General features: G+C 74.4%; 15 protein-coding genes. 8 read left to right on the forward strand and 7 right to left on the reverse strand.

The window, feature by feature from the left end; translation table 11 throughout:
• Positions 1-3: 3 nt before the first annotated feature.
• The gene (locus IE271_RS04895) at positions 4-2,088 is read right to left on the reverse strand and encodes a thioredoxin domain-containing protein (protein ID WP_190188895.1); all 2,085 of its coding nucleotides are present in this window, start codon (positions 2,086-2,088) and stop codon (positions 4-6) included.
• Between the two features lie 263 nt (positions 2,089-2,351).
• On the opposite strand from IE271_RS04895, the gene IE271_RS04900 reads away from it, so the two are divergent.
• Complete coding sequence (locus IE271_RS04900; RefSeq protein WP_190188896.1) at positions 2,352-5,555, forward strand: tetratricopeptide repeat protein; 3,204 nt, start codon at positions 2,352-2,354, stop codon at positions 5,553-5,555.
• Between the two features lie 192 nt (positions 5,556-5,747).
• On the opposite strand, the gene IE271_RS04905 is transcribed toward IE271_RS04900, so the two are convergent.
• Positions 5,748-5,999 (reverse strand): hypothetical protein, encoded by a 252-nt coding sequence (locus tag IE271_RS04905; protein ID WP_190188897.1) that lies wholly within the window; start codon positions 5,997-5,999, stop codon positions 5,748-5,750.
• A complete protein-coding gene (gene mca, locus IE271_RS04910) occupies positions 5,992-6,873 on the reverse strand; it encodes a mycothiol conjugate amidase Mca (protein ID WP_190188898.1) in 882 nt (293 codons plus the stop codon). Before mca ends, IE271_RS04905 begins: the two co-directional genes overlap by 8 nt.
• A gap of 149 nt (positions 6,874-7,022) precedes the next feature.
• On the opposite strand from mca, the gene IE271_RS04915 reads away from it, so the two are divergent.
• Positions 7,023-7,421, forward strand: coding sequence for a DUF4307 domain-containing protein (locus tag IE271_RS04915; protein WP_190188899.1), 399 nt, complete (start codon positions 7,023-7,025; stop codon positions 7,419-7,421).
• Between the two features lie 316 nt (positions 7,422-7,737).
• A complete protein-coding gene (gene greA, locus IE271_RS04920) occupies positions 7,738-8,235 on the forward strand; it encodes a transcription elongation factor GreA (RefSeq protein WP_190188900.1) in 498 nt (165 codons plus the stop codon).
• Positions 8,236-8,287: 52 nt separating this feature from the next.
• Here greA and IE271_RS04925 read toward each other — a convergent pair whose 3' ends face one another.
• The 3 genes from IE271_RS04925 to ilvA form a co-directional block, all read right to left on the reverse strand.
• Positions 8,288-9,142, reverse strand: a complete 855-nt coding sequence (locus IE271_RS04925; RefSeq protein ID WP_190188901.1) for an ABC transporter permease — start codon at positions 9,140-9,142, stop codon at positions 8,288-8,290.
• Positions 9,139-10,227: an ATP-binding cassette domain-containing protein gene (locus IE271_RS04930; RefSeq protein ID WP_190188902.1), complete on the reverse strand. Its 1,089-nt coding sequence runs from the start codon at positions 10,225-10,227 to the stop codon at positions 9,139-9,141. The genes IE271_RS04925 and IE271_RS04930 overlap by 4 nt, the downstream gene beginning before the upstream one ends.
• A gap of 382 nt (positions 10,228-10,609) precedes the next feature.
• Positions 10,610-11,839 (reverse strand): threonine ammonia-lyase, encoded by a 1,230-nt coding sequence (gene ilvA, locus IE271_RS04935; RefSeq protein ID WP_190188903.1) that lies wholly within the window; start codon positions 11,837-11,839, stop codon positions 10,610-10,612.
• A 161-nt stretch (positions 11,840-12,000) separates the two neighbouring features.
• Between ilvA and IE271_RS04940 the strand changes: the two genes are divergently transcribed.
• The 3 genes from IE271_RS04940 to IE271_RS04950 all read left to right on the forward strand — a co-directional run bounded on the left by IE271_RS04940 (position 12,001) and on the right by IE271_RS04950 (position 13,707).
• Entirely contained in the window at positions 12,001-12,498 is a 498-nt protein-coding gene (locus IE271_RS04940) for a MarR family winged helix-turn-helix transcriptional regulator (RefSeq protein ID WP_190188992.1), read from the forward strand.
• A gap of 436 nt (positions 12,499-12,934) precedes the next feature.
• Positions 12,935-13,456 carry a sigma factor-like helix-turn-helix DNA-binding protein gene (locus IE271_RS04945; RefSeq protein WP_190188904.1) on the forward strand — a complete coding sequence of 174 codons (522 nt, stop codon included), beginning with the start codon at positions 12,935-12,937 and terminating at the stop codon, positions 13,454-13,456.
• Entirely contained in the window at positions 13,453-13,707 is a 255-nt protein-coding gene (locus IE271_RS04950) for a hypothetical protein (protein WP_190188905.1), read from the forward strand. The genes IE271_RS04945 and IE271_RS04950 overlap by 4 nt, the downstream gene beginning before the upstream one ends.
• Before the next feature lie 105 nt (positions 13,708-13,812).
• On the opposite strand, the gene IE271_RS04955 is transcribed toward IE271_RS04950, so the two are convergent.
• Positions 13,813-14,967, reverse strand: coding sequence for a cystathionine gamma-synthase (locus IE271_RS04955; RefSeq protein ID WP_190188906.1), 1,155 nt, complete (start codon positions 14,965-14,967; stop codon positions 13,813-13,815).
• 297 nt (positions 14,968-15,264) lie between these two features.
• Here IE271_RS04955 and IE271_RS04960 point away from each other — a divergent pair, with 297 nt between their 5' ends.
• Together IE271_RS04960 and msrA are read left to right on the forward strand one after the other, a co-directional pair.
• Entirely contained in the window at positions 15,265-16,383 is a 1,119-nt protein-coding gene (locus IE271_RS04960; protein ID WP_190188907.1) for a hypothetical protein, read from the forward strand.
• Positions 16,384-16,599: 216 nt separating this feature from the next.
• Entirely contained in the window at positions 16,600-17,268 is a 669-nt protein-coding gene (gene msrA, locus IE271_RS04965; RefSeq protein WP_190188908.1) for a peptide-methionine (S)-S-oxide reductase MsrA, read from the forward strand.
• Positions 17,269-17,439: the final 171 nt, after the last annotated feature.

A 17,439-nucleotide genomic window follows, 5' to 3' on the forward strand; every position in this document is an offset into this window, starting at 1 on the left:
GTTTCAGCCGTTCAGGGCCTCCTTGAGGGCGTCCGCGTCGGTCGTCGGGGCGTCGCAGGTGAAGTTGCGGCAGACGTACGCGGCCGGGCGGCCGCCGACCAGGGGGCGGTCGGCGAGCAGCGGCAGCTCGTCGCTGCCGGGGGCGCCGGCGGCGACGACCGCGCCGGGCGCGGTGCCGAGCAGGGCGGTGCGGTGCAGCTCCCGGGTCGCGGGGTCGTCGGCCGGGCCCACGACCGCGACCTCGCGCGGGCCGTCGAGCAGCGCCTCGGCGGTCGCCAGGCCCCAGCCGACGAAGCGCGGGACGCGCGGGCCGAGCGCCCCGACCACGCCGAGCGCCCGTTCGGCGGCGGTGCGGTGGCGCTCCGAGCCGGTGTGGGCGGCGTAGGCGAGCAGGGCGCCCGCGGCCGCGTTCCAGCCGGAGGGGGTGGCGTTGTCCGTCGGGTCCTGCGGGCGGCGGATCAGCCGCTCGGCGTCGGCCGCGGTGTCGTACAGGGCGCCCGACCCCTCGTCCGCGAACCGGGCGAGGACCTGGTCGAGCAGGAGGCCCGCGAACTCCAGCCAGACGCCCTCGCCGGTCACGGCGGCCAGCGCGAGGAAGCCCTCGGAGACGTCGGCGTAGTCCTCCAGGACGCCCGCGTTGGTCCCGGCCCGCCCGTCCTTGGAGGTGCGGGCGAGGCGGCCGTGCTCGTCCAGGTGCAGCCGGACGAGGAGGTCGGCGGCGGCGGTCGCGGCCTCGACGAGGTCGGGCCGGCCGAAGTAGGCGCCGGTCTCGGCCAGGGCGGCGACCGCGAGGCCGTTCCAGGCGGCGACCACCTTGTCGTCGCGGCCGGGGGCGGGCCGCCGCGCGCGGGCCGCGAGCAGCCGCTCCCGGACGGAGGCGATCCGCCCGGCGTCGAACACGCCTTCGTCCTGCGGCAGTTGCAGGACGGACGCGCCGTGCTCGAAGGTGCCCTCCTCGGTCACGCCGAAGTGGGCGGCGGCCAGCTCCGCGTCGGCGTCCCCGAGCACCTCGCGCAGCTGCTGCGGGGTCCACACGTAGTAGGCGCCCTCGACGTGCCTGCCCGTGCCGCCCTCCCGTCGCCCACCACCGCCCTTCTGCGGACGGGCTTCGCCCGGCACCTCCTCCTCGCTGTCCGCGTCGAGCGCCGAGGCGAACCCGCCCTCGTCCGTGCGCAGCTCGCGCACCATGAAGTCGGCGGTCTCCAGGGCCACGCGCCGCGCGAGCTCGGAGCCGGTGGCCCGCCACAGGTGGGCGTACACGCGCAGCAGCAGCGCGTTGTCGTAGAGCATCTTCTCGAAGTGCGGCACCACCCACTCCCGGTCCACGGAGTAGCGGGCGAAGCCTCCGCCGAGCTGGTCGTAGAGGCCGCCGCGGGCCATCCGCTCCGCGGTGTCGGAGGCCATCTGCAGGGCGCCCTCGGAACCGGTGCGGGCGTGGTGGCGCAGCAGGAACTCCAGCACCATCGACGGCGGGAACTTCGGCGCGCCGCCGAAGCCCCCGTACGAGGCGTCGTACTCGCGGGTGAGGCCGAGCAGGGCCTGGGCCAGCTCCTCCTCGCCGGGGACCTGCGTGCCGCCGAACGCCGGCTCCCGCCCGGCGAGGTCGCGGGTGATCTTCCCGGCCACGTCGGCGACCTCGTCGTACCGGTCCGTCCAGGCGTTCCGCACGCCTTCGAGGACCTGCCGGAAGGAGGGCATGCCGTGGCGGGGCTCGGGCGGGAAGTAGGTGCCGAAGTAGAACGGCTCGGCGTCCGGGGTGAGGAAGACGGTCATGGGCCAGCCGCCGTGTCCTGTGGCCGCCTGCACGGCCTCCATGTACACGGCGTCGACGTCGGGGCGCTCCTCGCGGTCGACCTTGACGCTGACGAAGTGCTCGTTCAGGTAGGCGGCCGTCTCCTCGTCCTCGAAGGACTCGTGCGCCATGACGTGGCACCAGTGGCAGGAGCTGTACCCGACGCTGAGCAGCACGGGCACCCCCCGTTCGCGTGCCTCCTCGAAGGCCCCGGCCGACCAGGGCCACCAGTCGACGGGGTTGTCGGCGTGCTGGAGCAGGTAGGGGGACGTCTCACGGGCCAGTCGGTTCGGCATGGGGTCCATCCTGCCGCAGTACCCCGATCCGGCCACGCACCACGGGGCGGGGCGGTCCGTCCGGTGTCCGCGCGCGGGGCCGCCGGGGTCACGGCACCGTTCGCCTCCCCCGGTCCGCCGCCGCGGCGGCGTTCCCCGCGGGGGCGCGTCCGGCTCCTCCCGTTCCGCAGCGACTCGAGTGCTCCCGGCTCTCTCGCGCGAGCCGGGCGCGAGCAGGACACTGGAGGGCCGGGAGAGCCGATACCGGCAGAGGGGGGCGTGACATGCGGGACAGCCACCGGGCGGAAGCCGAACGGCTGTTGGCACGGGCCGTGGAGGAGGAGGTGCGGCGCTCGGGCGGCCGCACCGACGGGAGCGTGCTGCTGTCGCGGGCGCGCGCCGCGCTGGACGCGATGGCGCGGACGGCCGCGGAGGAGTACGAGGCGTACACGAAGGCGCTGGACGAGACGGAGGCGGACCGGCTGACGTTCGGCCGGCGCTACGCGCGCGAGGGCGCGGGGACCCCCCTGCTGGTGGCGGCCGTCGCGGCGGTCGCCGCGGCGGTGGCGGACCTGTCGTTCGGCACGGGCGCGGGCACCGCGCTGGGCACCGGCGCGGTCGTGGCGGTCGCCGGCGCGGCGGCGACCGTGGCGAAGGTGACGGCGTCGCACCTGCCGGCCGCGAGCCGCCGGGCCGGGGCGCTGGGCCAGCCGGGCGGCCCCGAGCAGCTGCGGCTGCAGTGGCTGACCGCCCTGGAGGTGCGCGGCATCCGCCCGTTCCTCGACCAGCAGCGGGTGCTGTCCTCGGCCGCCGGCGCGAAGAAGGGCTCGCCGCAGCTGCGGCGCACGGACAAGAGCGCGGCCGCCCGCCGCCGCAACGTCCTGGAGCGCTCCTTCGACCACCTGCCCCGCGCCGAGGGCCCCTTCGCGGGCCGCAGGCAGCAGATGGCGCGGATCGCGCAGTGGGTGCACGCGGGCCGCGCGAGCACGGAGACGAGGCCGACGGTGATCGTGCTGCACGGCGCGCCCGGATCGGGCCGCACCACGCTGGCCGTGCACGCGGCGCACGCGCTGAGGGACCAGTTCCGCGGCGCCTGCGTGGTCGACCTGCGCGGCGACAGCCCCGGGGAGCGGCCGCTGTCCACCCGCGACGCGCTGCTGCACCTGCTGAACCGGCTCGGCGCCGCCCGCGAGCAGCTGCTGTTCCGCGAGCGCTCCTCCCAGGAGCAGCAGGTGCGCCGGCTGAGCGAGCTGTACCACCAGCACCTGACGGGCCTGCCCGTCGCGATCGTCCTCGACGACGCCTCCGATCCCGAGCAGGTGCGCACGCTGGTGCCCGAGCGCTCCGACAGCGTCGTCCTGGTCACCGCCCGCCGCCCGCTGGAGCTCCCCGGGGACCTGCCCGCCCGGGTGCACCAGCTGCCGGTGGAGGCGCTGGACCAGGCCGGCGCGGAGGAGCTGCTGGCCGCGGCCGCCCAGGACGCCTCCGACCCCTACGACGCCGAGGCCTCCGACCGCGTCCGGGAGCTGTGCGGCGGACTGCCGCTGGCCCTGCGGATCGCGGGCTCCTCGCTCGGGCCGCGCACGCCCCGGCAGCTGGCCGCCGACCTCGCGGCGTACGGCCCGGTCGACCCGGTCGAGCGGGTCCTGTGGCTGCGCTACACCGACCAGTCCGAGCCCGCGCGCCGGCTGCTGCGCCGACTGGCCCTGGCGGGGCGGGCCTCGCTCGGCAAGGCCGCGGCGGCGGCCCTGCTGGCGGCGGACGAACCGGAGGCCGCCCGCCACCTGGAGGCGCTGTCCCGGGCCGGTCTGGTCGGCCACGTCCGCGGCAGCCGCTACCGCCTGCACGACCTCGTACGGGCCTTCGCGCACGCCCGGCTGCTGGACGAGGAGGAGGCCGCCGAGCGCGCGGCCGCGCAGGAGCGGCTCATCGTGGACTACGCCGAACTGGCCGACTCGGTGATCCGGCTGGTGGACGGCAGGACCTCGACGCGCGCGGACCGGTTCGGGCCGCACGGCTTCACGTCCCTGGACGCGGCGCTGCGCTGGCTCGACGACGAGTCGAGCTTCATCACGGCCACCCTGCGGCACGCGGAGGGCGTGGACCAGGCGGCGGTGCTGAACCTGCTCGGCGCGCTGTGCGACTACTGCCTGCTACGCGGCGACCTGTACCGCCTCGGCGAGATCAGCGAGCTGGCCCAGGCTGTGGACCAGGGACTGCTCATGCGGTCGGTGCAGTGGCGCACCGGCATCGCCGCCCGTCACCTGGGCGAGCTGGACAAGGCCCGTACGACGCTCTCCTCCGTGGTCGACCTCTACTTCGAGACGCGCCACGACGCGGGCGCGGCCCGCGCGCTGGGCTCGCTCGGCATCACCCTGCACCACCAGGGCAACCTCACCGAGGCGGCGGCCAAGCTCCGCGAGGCCCTCGACCTGCAGGCCTCCCCGGAACTGGCCGGTGACCGCGCCTGGACGATGCACGCGCTGGCCGCCGTGGAGCGCGACCGGGCCCGGCTCGCCGAGGCCCTCGAACTGCTCACGGAGTCCCTGGAGCTGCACCGCGCGAGCGAGTCCGTGCACGGCGAGGCGTGGGCGCACTACCAGCTCGGCCAGCTGCGGCTGCGCACCGGCGAGGTGGCGCGGGCCGAGGAGGAGCTGCGTGCGGCGCTCGACCTGTACGGCCGCACCCGCGACGCGCGCGGCGAGGCGTGGGCCATGACGCAGCTGGCGCGGGCCCGGCTCGTCGACGGCGACGGGTCCGCCGCGGTCGACGCGCTGAACCGGGCCGCCACCCGCCACCGCGACAACGAGGACGCGCGCGGCGAGGCGTGGACGGTGTACTACCTGGGGCAGGCGCTGGAGGAGACCGGCGACCTGGACCGGGCGGTGCGGGAGCTGGAGCGCTCACGCACGATGTTCTCGCGGATGCGGGACGTGTACGGGCTGGCCTGCGCCCGGCACCACTCGGCCCGGGTGACCCGCGACCAGCGGGCGGCCCGGACGGGCTCGCTGCGCAACTCCGGCTTCGCCCGGCAGCTGCTGGTGGACGCCCGCGCCGACTTCCAGCGCATCGGGGTGGCCCACGGCGAGGCGTGGACGTGCCTGGAACTGGCTGTGGTGGACGCGGGCAACGCCCGCACCGGGGCGGCCCTCGCCCTGTGCGACGAGGCGGCGGCCCTGTTCGCCTCCTACGGCGACCGCCGCGGCGAGGACTGGGCGCGCTTCCTGCGCTGCACCCTGCTGCCGTACGCCTCCCCCGGCGGCGTGGAGGTCGGCACCGCGGTGGCCCAGGAGGAGCTGGCCCAGCTGCTGCGCACCGGGAACCCGGTCAGGGACGGGCGCCTCGACGACTACGCGGAGGCCTACCAGCTGCTGCTGGAGCGGGGCGTGAGCCTGGAGTCGGGCTGGCAGGCGTGGCGCCTGGGCATGGTCCCCAGCCGCCACGCCCGCGAGATCATGGGGGTGCCGGTCACGGCCCGGTCGGCGTAGGCCCGGCCGGGGAGGGCGGCCATGGCGGAGGCCCGGCCGGCCGGTCGCCGGAGCGGCGGCCCGGGCGGGCCGCCGCCGGTCGTACGCGCGGCCGGCGGGTTACGCGGCGGTCCGCGTACGCGTACGCGTCAGGACTCCACGGCATCCGGGTGCCGTGGAGTCGTGGTGCGAGCCCGTCCGGCCCGCGCGCGGTCAGCCCGCCGCGGACGAGGCCGGACCCTGCTTGCGGTCCGTGCGGGAGCCGTCCTCGTCGGAGGCCTCCTTGAAGTCGACCTTGCCCATGTGGCGGTTCATCGACTTCATCAGGCCCCACACCGCCACGGCCATCACCGCGAAGACGATGAAGCCCAGGACGCCAGGGGTGACCTTGTTCTCGTCCACCTCCTTGGCGAGGGAGACGAAGTGCGTCATTGCCAGGCTTGCGCTTGCGCTCATGTCATCCATTGTCCCGGATGCCCGCGAAGAGGTCGTCCTCGGGGATGGAGGTGTCGACGAGGGACTTCGCGAGCTCGTAGTCCTCGGTCGGCCAGACCGCCTTCTGGATCTCCATCGGGACCCGGAACCAGCCGCCGTCGGGGTCGATCTGCGTGGCGTGCGCGATCAGCGCCTTGTCGCGGATCTCGTAGAAGTCGGCGCAGGGCACGTGCGTGGTGAGCGTGCGCTCCACGCGCTCGGACTCGTCCCAGCGCTTGAGCCAGTCCCCGTACGGCGACTCCAGGCCGCGCTCCAGCATGGCGTGGTGCAGCGCCTCGGTGCGCGGGCGGTTGAAGCCCTGGTTGTAGTAGACCTTCAGCGGCTGGAAGGCCGGGCCGAACTCCTGCTCCGGGTACTTCTCGGTGTCCGCCGCACCCTCGAACGCCACCATCGTGATCTTGTGGGTCATGATGTGGTCGGGGTGCGGGTAGCCGCCGTTCTCGTCGTAGGTGGTGATCACCTGCGGGCGGAAGGAACGGATCCTGCGGACCAGCTCGCCGGCCGCCTTGTCGACGTCCTCCAGCGCGAAGCAGCCCTCGGGCAGCGGCGGCAGCGGGTCGCCCTCGGGCAGCCCGGAGTCGACGAAGCCGAGCCAGTCCTGCTTGACGCCGAGGATCTCGCGCGCCTCGTCCATCTCCTTCTTGCGTACCTCGTGGATGTGCTCCTCGACGTACTTGTCGCCCTGCAGCTTCGGGTTGAGGATGGAGCCGCGCTCCCCGCCCGTGCAGGTCACCACCAGCACGTCCACCCCCTCGGACACGTACTTCGCCATGGTGGCCGCGCCCTTGCTCGACTCGTCGTCGGGGTGGGCGTGGACGGCCATCAGTCGCAGCTGGTCAGTCAAGACTCGATCCTCATAAGTCGGCGCCCCGTGTCGTACGGTGCGGTGTGACGCTTCTATAGTGACCGATTTGGGGGACGGAAAATTCCGGGGTCCACGACCGCTTTCTCCCCGCGGGACGGCGGTCCCGGCCCCCTGTCGAGAGGACGCCCATGAGCACGGTGAGCACGCGGCCGCCCGAGGGCCGCTACGGCCGCACCGCGGACGAGCGCGCCGACCGCACGCTCAAGGTGGTCGGCGGCGTCCTGGGCGTGGCCCTGCTGGTGCTGATCGGCTGGTTCGCCTACCACTACGTCGGCGGGAACAGGATCAGCGCCCAGGTCATCAGCTTCAGCACCTCGGACTCCTCGGTCGACGTGCACCTGGAGGTGCGCAAGGACGCCGACGCCGACGGCTACTGCACGCTGCGCTCGCAGGCCGAGGACGGCGCCGAGGTGGGCCGCGCCGACTTCCGCTTCGACCAGGACACCACCCGCATCGACAAGGTGGTCACCCTCCGTACGACGTCGCGGGGCACCTCGGCGGAGCTGCTCGGCTGCCACGCCGACTGACCCGCGCCGCCGGGCACCGCGTCCGCGGCCCGGCGGGCGACCGTCCGGGCCGGTGGCCGTCCGGGCCTGCGGCCGGGCGCGAGCCCGGAGAAGGGCGCCGTGCCGGACGGGTCGCGCCCCCCTGGGCCCCGGCCGCACCGGGCCGCCGGCCACCTGGTCCGAAGACGGCACCTACCTCGACTTACGTAACTTCGAGGGCTTATGTCCTCCCCCTTCGGCCATCCAATTGTTAGGCTCGTGGTTTCGCCCACCCATGGGAGAACATTCTTCTGGGTAGGGCGATGCTTTGTATTCCCAGTACCGACGAGGAGCACCTGTGACCCAGACCAGCGAGAACGTCACCTGGCTGACCCAGGAGGCGTACAACAAGCTCAAGGATGAGCTTGAGTACCTGTCTGGTCCCGCACGCGCCGAGATCTCAGCCAAGATCGCGGCCGCGCGCGAGGAGGGCGACCTGCGCGAGAACGGCGGGTACCACGCGGCCAAGGAGGAGCAGGGCAAGCAGGAGCTCCGCGTGCGCCAGCTGACCCAGCTCCTGGAGAACGCCAAGGTGGGCGAGGCCCCGGCGGCGGACGGTGCGGTGGCGCCCGGCATGGTCGTGACCATCGCCTTCGACGGTGACGAGGACGACACGCTGACCTTCCTGCTCGCCTCGCGCGAGTACGCGAGCTCCGACATCGAGACGTACTCGCCGCAGTCCCCGCTGGGCTCCGGCGTGAACGGCAAGAAGGTCGGCGAGGACGCGCAGTACGAGCTCCCGAACGGCAAGCTGGCCTCGGTGAAGATCCTGAAGGCTGAGCCGTACAACGGCTGAGCGGGCACGGTGACGGACCCATGGCCCCCGGCGCGAGGCGCCGGGGGCCTCGTCATGCCGCCGAGCGGTACTTGCGCACGGCGAGGGTGCGGAACACCAGGATGATCACCACCGAGTAGATCAGCGACGCCCACACCGGATGGGCCATCGGCCAGGCGTCGGACTGCGAGACCCCGGGGTTGCCGAAGAGTATGCGGCAGGCCTGCACGACGGCGCTGAACGGGTTCCACTCGGCGATGTGCCGCAGCCAGGGCGTCATGTTGCCCGCGTCCACGAACGCGTTCGAGATGAACGTGACCGGGAAGAGCCAGATCAGCCCGCCGGAGGTGGCCGCCTCGGGGGTGCGCACGGACAGGCCGATCAGGGCGCCGATCCAGGTGAACGCGTAGCCGACCAGGAGCAGCAGGGCGAAGGCGGCGACGACCTTCCCGGCGTTCGTGTCGCCGTGGGACCCGACGCGCCAGCCGACCAGCAGCGCCACCACGGCCAGCACCAGCAGGGTCAGCGCGGTCTGCACGAGGTCGGCGAGCGTCCGGCCGGTGAGGACCGCGCCGCGCGCCATGGGCAGGGAGCGGAAGCGGTCGACGAGCCCCTTGTGCATGTCGTCGGCGATGCCCGCGCCGGCGCCCGCGGTGGCGAAGGTGACCGTCTGGGCGAAGACGCCGGCGATCAGGAAGTTGCGGTAGTCGGCGGCGCTCGTGCTGCCGCCGATCTGCATCGAGCCGCCGAAGACGTAGCTGAACAGCACCACGAACATGACCGGCTGGAGGAGGCCGAAGAGGATCACCTCCGGGATGCGCGACATCCTGATCAGGTTGCGCTGGGCGACGACGAGGGAGTCGCGCACGGACTGCACCAGGGCGTTCCCCGGCGGTGCGGTGGGTACGGGGTGGATCACGGAACTCACTGGGCGGCCTCCTTCGTGCGGCGGCCCCGCACTCCGGCGGCCGCTCTGTCGTCCTGCCCGCTCCCGCCGGCTCCGGCGGTCCTGCCGCTCCCGCCGGTCGCGTCGTCCCTCCCGGTCCCGTCGTCCTCCCCGGTCCCGTCCCGCGTCTCGGCGGCGTGGCCCGTGAGCGAGATGAACACGTCGTCGAGGGTGGGGCGGCGCAGGCCGATGTCGTCGATCTCGATGCCGCGGGCGTCCAGCTCCCGGATGACCTCCGCGAGCAGCCTGGCGCCGCCGGTGACGGGCACCGTGAGGCGGCGCGTGTGCTCGTCGACGCCGGTGTCGCCCGTGCCGAAGCCGCGCAGGACCCCGGCGGCGGCCGCGACGTGCCCCCGGTCGTGCACGACGACCTCCACGCGCTCGCCGCCGGTGCGCGCCTTGAGCTCGTCGGAGGTGCCGCGCGCGATGACGCGGCCGTGGTCGACGACGCAGATGTCGTGGGCGAGGTGGTCGGCCTCCTCCAGGTACTGCGTGGTCAGCAGCAGGGTCGTGCCGCCGGAGACGAGCTGCTTGATGACCTCCCACAGCTGCTGCCGGTTGCGCGGGTCCAGACCGGTGGTCGGCTCGTCCATGAACATGACCGGCGGCGAGACGACGAGCGCGGCGGCGAGGTCGAGGCGCCGGCGCATGCCGCCCGAGTAGGTCCTGGCGGGCCGGTCGGCCGCGTCCGCGAGCCCGAACTGCTCCAGCAGCTCCACGGCCCGCGCCTTCGCGTCCCTCCCCCTCATCTGGTACAGCCGGCCGACCATCTGGAGGTTCTCGCGGCCGGTGAGGTACTCGTCGACCGCCGCGAACTGGCCGGACAGGCCGATCGAGCGCCGTACCTCGTTCGGCTTCTCCAGTACGTCGATGCCCGCGACGACCGCCCTGCCCCGGTCCGGGCGCAGCAGGGTGGTCAGACAGCGGACCGCGGTGGTCTTCCCCGCGCCGTTCGGCCCCAGCAGGCCGAGGACGGTCCCCTCCGGGACGTCGAGGTCGACGCCGTCCAGGGCTCTTACCTTGCCGAAGGTCTTCACCAGGCCTTCGGCGTAGATGGCGCCCGGCATGAGATCCCCCAAGAGATGGTCGAGTGGTGGTCGTCCGACGGAAAGAGCTGCGCGAAGAGCTAAGTTTCACCCGGTTTGACCGTCGCCGCGACCCGTTTCGCTCCGCGATTCCCCCTCGGCCCGCCCTGGTCCGCGGCGGACCGGAGTACGGCGGTCCCACATCACAAGACACACCGTAACGCGATGTATCGCGTCTCCTCAACCGGTTATCCCCCGCGGACGAGGCCCACGGGAGCGCGGCCGGATCCCCGCGCCCCCGCGCTTCCACGGGCGCCCCTCTCCCGCCGTCGCCACCGCCCCGGTCCCGCCCCGGCCGGGTCGGTCGAGTCGGCCGATCGGCCAGTCGATCGGACGGCCGAGTCGGTCGGGTCAGCCGGTCGGGTCAGTCGATGACCGTGTACCCCGCCTCGCGCAGCGCCAGGTTGACCTCGGCGCAGTGCGCCGGCCCCTTCGTCTCCAGGTGCAGCTCGACCTCCGCCTCCGTGAGTTCGAGCCGCGGGTCGGTGCGGATGTGGCTCACGTCGAGGACGTTGGCGTCGACGACCGTCAGCACGCCGAGCAGCCGGGCGAGGGCACCGGGGCGGTCGGTCAGCCGCAGCCGCACCGCCAGGTAGCGGCCGCCCGCGGCCATGCCGTGCCGCAGGATGCGCTGCATCAGCAGCGGGTCGACGTTGCCGCCGGACAACACCGCGACGACCGGTCCCTCGAACGTGTCCGGCTCGCTCAGCAGCGCCGCGACCGGGCTCGCGCCGGCCGGCTCCACGACCAGCTTCGCTCGCTCCAGGCACAGCAGCAGCGCGCTGGACAGGGCGTCCTCGGACACCGTGCGCACCTCGTCCACGAGGTCGCCGATGATCCCGAACGGCACGTCGCCGGGCCGCCCGACCTTGATGCCGTCGGCCATGGTCGCCGGGTTGCCGATCGACACCGGGCGCCCGGCCGCCAGCGAGGGCGGGTACGCCGCCGCGCCGGCGGCCTGCACGCCGACGACCCGCACGTCCGGCCGCAGCGCCTTCACCGCGACCGCGACGCCCGCCGCGAGACCGCCGCCGCCGATGCCCACGACGACCGTGCGCACCTCCGGGCACTGCTCCAGGACCTCCAGGCCGACCGTGCCCTGGCCGGCGATGATGTCGGGGTGGTCGAAGGGGTGGATGAAGACGGCTCCGGTCCCGGCCGCGTACTCCTGGGCCGCCGCCAGGGTCTCGTCGACCACCGTGCCGTGCGTGCGCACCTCCGCGCCGTAGTGCCGGGTCGCCGCCACCTTGGGCAGCGGGGCGCCGGTCGGCATGAAGACCGTGGAGCGCACCCCGAGCAGGGAGGAGGCGAGCGCGACGCCCTGCGCGTGGTTCCCGGCGCTCGCCGCGACCACGCCGGCCGCCCGCTCCTCCGGCATCAGCCCCGCGATCCGCACGTACGCGCCCCGCAGCTTGAAGGAGCCCGTCCGCTGGAGGTTCTCGCACTTGAAGTGCACGGGCGCGCCCACGAGGCGCGACAGGTACCTGCTGCCCTCCATCGCCGTCACCCTGGACACGCCCGCGAGCATCTTCTGGGCGCCACGCACGTCGTCGAGGGTGACGGACGGCAGCGAGTCGGCCGTGCTGTAGCTCATGTACTCCAGTCTCGCAGTTCACGCCGTGCCCCACTGGGGTGATCGCCGCACGAGACCGGTTTACGCAGCCCCGGTACGACCTCCGCTCCGTCCGCGTACCCTGTCCCCCAACCCAGCCCCACGTATGAAGTGAGCCCCCGGCCATGCCCACAACACCTGAAATGTCGATGGACATGACGACCGTCGGTGACACCGGTCTTCTCGAAACGCTCCAGCACGAGGTGGCGTTGTTCGCGCGCCGTGCCGAACAGACCCGGCTCGGCGGTGTCGGGCAGGTGCGCAACTCCATGGACCGCGCCGCGTACCTGCTGCTCAACCGCCTCGACAAGGAAGGCCCGATGGGCGTCAAGGCGCTCGCCGCGAGCATGGGCATCGACTCGTCGACGGTCACCCGGCAGGTCGCCCCGCTCGTCGACACCGGGCTCGTCAAGCGCACCTCCCACCCGGAGGACGGCCGTGCGGTGGTGCTCCAGCTGTCGCCGCGCGGCCAGGCCCGCCTGGACGAGGTCCGCACGTCGCGGCGGCAGCTGATGGCCGAACTGACCCGGAACTGGGAGCCGGAGGAGCGTGAGGCGTTCTGCACGCTCCTGTCGCGCTTCAACACCGCGCTCTCCGACCGCATGAGCGCGCCGGCCCCGGAGACGCCGCCGACGGCCTGAGCACCGCCGTCGCCACCCGCAGCAGCGCCGCCTCGCCGGCCGCCGTTCGGGCGCAGCACCGCCTCGCCATGGCGCGGCACCGCCGTCGTCACCCGGGGCAGCGCCGCCTCGCCGGCCGCCATCTGGCGCAGCACCGCCGTCGTCGTCCCGGGCGGTGCCGCCGGTGGTCCGGGCGACGGCTCGTCCCCGTCCCGGCCGCCCCTGTTCCGGTGACGGTTCCGGTGACGCCCGGACCCGGGTCCCGTGCCGCCCGGTCCCGCCCGTCCCGGCCCGGCCGGCGTCCGGTCCGGTCCGGTGCACGCCGGTTCGCGCCCGGCCTCTTGACCGGCGGGCCCCGCCTGGCCTCATATGAGATCGGGTCCCCGTCGTCCGCGGCCGCCGCCGCTGCCGGCGGCAGGGCTCCCTTTCCCTCGGGCGGGCTCAGGCGGGAGGCGCGGTGCGAGAACGGCAGGCGTTCCGGGGCGCCCGCCGTGCCCGGGAGTTCGAGGCGTTCGTCGCGGGCGCGGCAGGGCGGCTGCTGCACGCCGCCACGCTGCTGACCGCGGAGTCCCCCGGCGACAACCCGCGCGCGCGTCGCCTGCTGGCCCTCAGCCTCGCCCACACGTACGCCTCCTGGCACCGGCTGCGCGGCGAGGACCCCTACGACCACGCCCGGCGGCAGCTCGCGGTGCGCTTCGCGCACGGCTTCCAGTACCACCGCGACGGCCTCGCCCCCGCCCTCCTGCGGCAGCGCGCCCGCCCGGCGGCCGCGGACGGCGGCGTCCTGTGCGCCCTCACGCCCCAGCAGCGGCTCGTCCTCGTCCTGCGCCTGTACGAGGGCGTGGCCGAGGAGCAGACGGCGGCGCTGCTCGGGCTGCCCGCGGAGCGCGTACGGGCGATCTGCGCGCGGGCGACGACGGCCCTGCTGCGCCCGCCGCGGGGTCCGGCCCGCACGGTGGCGGAGGCGGCGCCCTCATGACGCGGCCGATACGCAAGGAGGACATGGTCCGGCGGCTGCTGGAGGAGGGCCCCGCGCCGTCCGTGCCTCCGGAGCTGTACGCGGACACGGTGCGGCGCGGCGACCGCATGCTAAGGCGCAGGACGGCCGCGCGGCGGCTGCTGTGGCTGCTGCTGGTGGCCGCGGCCACGGCCTTCCTGGTGTGGGCGTCCGTGGCGCGGCCGTGGGTGCAGCCGCCGTCCGACACGACTCCGCCGCTGACGGGCTGGTGACCGGCCGGGGCCGGAGGGCTCCGGAGCACTCGGCCGGGAACCCGACGGCCCGGGACCCGGCGGCCCCGGAGCACTCGGCCCGGGGGCCCGCCGGCCCCGGATCGCTCAGCCCAGGGCCTGCTGGAGGTCCTGGAGGAGGTCGTCGACGTTCTCGATGCCCACGGAGAGGCGCACGAGGTCGGCGGGGACCTCCAGGGCGGAGCCGGCCGCGGAGGCGTGCGTCATGCGCCCGGGGTGCTCGATCAGGGACTCGACGCCGCCCAGGGACTCGCCCAGGGTGAACACCCCGGTGCGGTTGCAGACCTCGACGGCCGCCTCCTCGCCGCCCTCGACGCGGAAGGAGACCATGCCGCCGAACGCCCGCATCTGCTTCGCGGCGGTCTCGTGGCCGGGGTGGTCCGGCAGGCCCGGGTACAGCACGTGCGTCACGCGCGGGTGCCGGGTCAGCATCTCGGCGACCCGGCCGGCGTTCTCGCTGTGCCGGTCCATGCGCACCGGCAGCGTCTTGATGCCGCGCAGCACCAGCCAGGAGTCGAAGGGGCCGGCGACGGCGCCCATCGCGTTCTGGTGGTACGCCAGCTCCTCGCCGAGCCCCTCGTCGGCCACGACGAGCGCGCCGCCGACGACGTCGGAGTGGCCGCCCATGTACTTGGTGAGCGAGTGCACGACGACGTCGGCGCCGAGCGCCAGCGGCTGCTGGAGGTAGGGGCTGGCGAAGGTGTTGTCGACGACGAGCTTCACGCCCGCCTCGCGCGCGACCTGCGCGACCGCGGCGACGTCGGTGATGCCGAGCAGCGGGTTGGAGGGGGTCTCCACCCAGACGACCTTCGTCTTCTCGGTGATGGCGGCCCGCACCGCGGCCGGGTCGCTCGTGTCGGCCACGGACCAGGCGACGCCCCACCGCGAGACGACCTGCGCGAAGAGGCGGAACGTGCCGCCGTACGCGTCGTTGGGGATGACCACGTGGTCGCCGGGGGCCAGCAGCGTACGCAACAGGCAGTCCTCGGCGGCCAGCCCGGACGCGAACGCGAGGCCGCGGCGGCCGCCCTCCAGGGCCGCGAGGTTCTCTTCCAGGGCGGTCCGGGTCGGGTTGGCGCTGCGGCTGTACTCGTAGCCGCCGCGCAGGCCTCCGACGCCGTCCTGCTTGTAGGTCGAGACCTGGTAGATCGGCGGGACGACCGCGCCGGTGAGGGGATCGGCGGTGTTGCCCGCGTGGATCGCCACGGTCTCGAAGTGCTGACTGATGTGCCTGTCGCTCATGGACACCGAGCGTAGTGCGCCGCCGCGCCCTGCGGCGGCCACGCCGGGGCGCGACGGCGCACATGGCGGAGAACGGCCGCCGCGGGCGCGCGAGGCGGACGGAGCCCGGACCGCGGCGCGGACGGAACCCGGCCCTCCGTACGGACGGAACCCTGGGCCCGGTACGGACGGAATTCCGGGCCCGGTACTGGCGGAACCTCCGGCTCCGGTGGGGCGGAGCCCCCCGGACCGGCCCGGAAACAGCTTTCTCCCTCACCAGGTTGGCCAATTGTCCGACCGGTCTGGTTCGCTTGTGGCATGGAGATTCTCTGGGTCCTGATGGCGCTGGTCATGCTGGGCTTCGTCATCGGGCCGATCATGATGCGCAGGCGCGCCGGCATCCAGCAGGTCGCGCCCGGCCACCCGGACGGCGCGGACCCGGCGACCTACGGCTTCGCGCGCCAGGAGGAGCTGGACGTCCGCATGCCCGGCTCCGACGAGGACCTGCTGCAGGTCCTGGACCTGGTGCAGCGCACGCAGGACTACCGCGCGGCGGCGCAGCTGCTCGCCGGGACGGAGACGGACGGGGAGGTGCGCTGGCAGCGCGTGCAGGCGTTCGCGGGCGCGGCGTCGCTGGAGCTGCAGCAGCGCCCCGGCGGCGTGGGCGACACGCCGGGCGGGCAGTGGCTGCGGGTGTGGCGGACCGAGGCGCCCAAGGACGCGGGCGGGGCCGCGGTGCACGCGGAGTTCCTGGTCCAGCAGGCGTGGCGGACGGCGACGCCCGGGACGGACGCGTTCCGGATCATCATGGAGGAGGCCCGGGAGGCGTGCGCGGACGCGGCGCTGCTGGCCCCCGGCGACCCGATCCCGTACATCGTCGAGCTGTCGGTGGGCCGTGGGCTCGGCTACGGGCGGGCCGAGTTCGAGAAGCTCTGGCTGAAGATCCTGGACCGGGCGCCCGCGCACATGGGAGCGCATCTGGCGGCCCTGCACTACTGGTGCGAGAAGTGGCACGGCTCGCGGGAGGAGGCGTACTCCTTCGCGGAGGCCGCGGCCGCCCGGGCGCCCCGCGGCTCACTGCTCGCCGCGATGCCGCTCTTCGCGGTCTTCGAGCACCTCCCCGAGGTGAACCTGGTCCGCGGCTTCTACGAGAGCGAGGTCGTCACCAAGGCGGTGCACGGCGCGCTGTACGCGGTGCACTCGGCCCGCCCGGACGACCCGATGCTGGCCCACGTGCGGCACCTGCTGGTGTTCTTCCTGGTGCGCGGCGAGCGCTGGGCCGAGGCGATGAGCCAGCTGGTGCACGTCGACGGCCACGTCGGCGCGCTGCCCTGGACCCTGACCGCGGACCCGGCCGCCGAGTACGCGGTGTACCGGGCGCTGGCGGTGGCCGGCTACGAGGCCAACGGCGGCAGCCCGGCGACGCTGCTGCACTGAGCCGCCGTGCTCCCGGCGGACCCCTCCGCCGGGAGTGCCTGGGACCCCTCCGCCGGAAGTCCCTGGGCTCCCTCCGTCCGCCGGAGTCCCGGGGAACCGCCCGGCCCTCCCCCTCCCGCCCTCTCCCCGGCCGGTCCCCGGCCGGTCCGGAATGACGGCCCCTGACCAGGCGTTGTGGTGCTCGGATCCCACTCCTTCGGACACCGTGGAGACCGCATGTTCCTGTACAGCCGCACGCCGCAGCTGCCCACCCCCGAACAGGCCCTGCGCGGTCGCCCCGAGCCGTCGTACACGGTCCCCGAGCGCCACACCGTCCTCGGCACCCCGCTCCAGGGCCCCTACCCGCAGGGCCTGGAGATCGCCGACTTCGCCCTGGGCTGCTTCTGGGGTGCCGAGCGCACGTTCTGGCGGCTCTCCGAGGGCGTGTACACCACCCTGGTCGGCTACCAGGGCGGCCACACCGAGAACCCCACGTACGAGGAGGTGTGCTCGGGCCTGACCGGCCACACCGAGGCGGTGCGGGTGGTCCACGACCCGGAGCGGATCTCCTACGAGGAGCTGCTGCGGGTCTTCTGGGAGTCCCACGACCCCACGCAGGGCTTCCGCCAGGGCAACGACGTGGGCACGCAGTACCGCTCGGCGATCCACACCCACACCCCGGAGCAGGCCGCCGCGGCCGAGGCGTCCCGCGAGGCCTACCAGAAGGTGCTCACGGCCGCGGGCCACCGCACGATCACGACGGAGATCCTCCCGGCCGAGGGCCGCCGCTTCCACCCGGCCGAGGGCTACCACCAGCAGTACCTGGACAAGAACCCGGCGGGCTACTGCGGCATCGGCGGCACGGGCGTGTCCTGCCCGGTCGGCGTCGCCGGGGCCGAGGGCTGACGCCCCGCCCCGCGCACGGCGGCGCTCCTCCGGGTCCCCGCGCCGCGCACCGGTGAGGAACCGGCGCACGGCGCGCTCCCCCGACGCGTACGGGTCCGTTCACGCGCACGGGCCCGCCACCGCCGGCGGGGGCGGTGGCGGGCCCGTGCGTTCCCGTCCCCGTCCGGGCCC

It is taken from the genome of Streptomyces minutiscleroticus, assembly GCF_014650875.1.
GTDB lineage: Bacteria > Actinomycetota > Actinomycetes > Streptomycetales > Streptomycetaceae > Streptomyces > Streptomyces minutiscleroticus.

Bases quoted from the DNA above. Each gene is read 5' to 3' on its own strand.
- IE271_RS04895 (WP_190188895.1), bottom strand. From the start codon at position 2,088: ATGCCGAACCGACTGGCCCGTGAGACGTCCCCCTACCTGCTCCAGCAC.
- IE271_RS04900 (WP_190188896.1), top strand. From the start codon at position 2,352: ATGCGGGACAGCCACCGGGCGGAAGCCGAACGGCTGTTGGCACGGGCC.
- IE271_RS04905 (WP_190188897.1), bottom strand. From the start codon at position 5,999: ATGGATGACATGAGCGCAAGCGCAAGCCTGGCAATGACGCACTTCGTC.
- IE271_RS04915 (WP_190188899.1), top strand. From the start codon at position 7,023: ATGAGCACGGTGAGCACGCGGCCGCCCGAGGGCCGCTACGGCCGCACC.
- IE271_RS04930 (WP_190188902.1), bottom strand. From the start codon at position 10,227: ATGCCGGGCGCCATCTACGCCGAAGGCCTGGTGAAGACCTTCGGCAAG.
- ilvA (WP_190188903.1), bottom strand. From the start codon at position 11,839: ATGAGCTACAGCACGGCCGACTCGCTGCCGTCCGTCACCCTCGACGAC.
- IE271_RS04940 (WP_190188992.1), top strand. From the start codon at position 12,001: ATGTCGATGGACATGACGACCGTCGGTGACACCGGTCTTCTCGAAACG.
- IE271_RS04950 (WP_190188905.1), top strand. From the start codon at position 13,453: ATGACGCGGCCGATACGCAAGGAGGACATGGTCCGGCGGCTGCTGGAG.
- IE271_RS04955 (WP_190188906.1), bottom strand. From the start codon at position 14,967: ATGAGCGACAGGCACATCAGTCAGCACTTCGAGACCGTGGCGATCCAC.
- IE271_RS04960 (WP_190188907.1), top strand. From the start codon at position 15,265: ATGGAGATTCTCTGGGTCCTGATGGCGCTGGTCATGCTGGGCTTCGTC.
- msrA (WP_190188908.1), top strand. From the start codon at position 16,600: ATGTTCCTGTACAGCCGCACGCCGCAGCTGCCCACCCCCGAACAGGCC.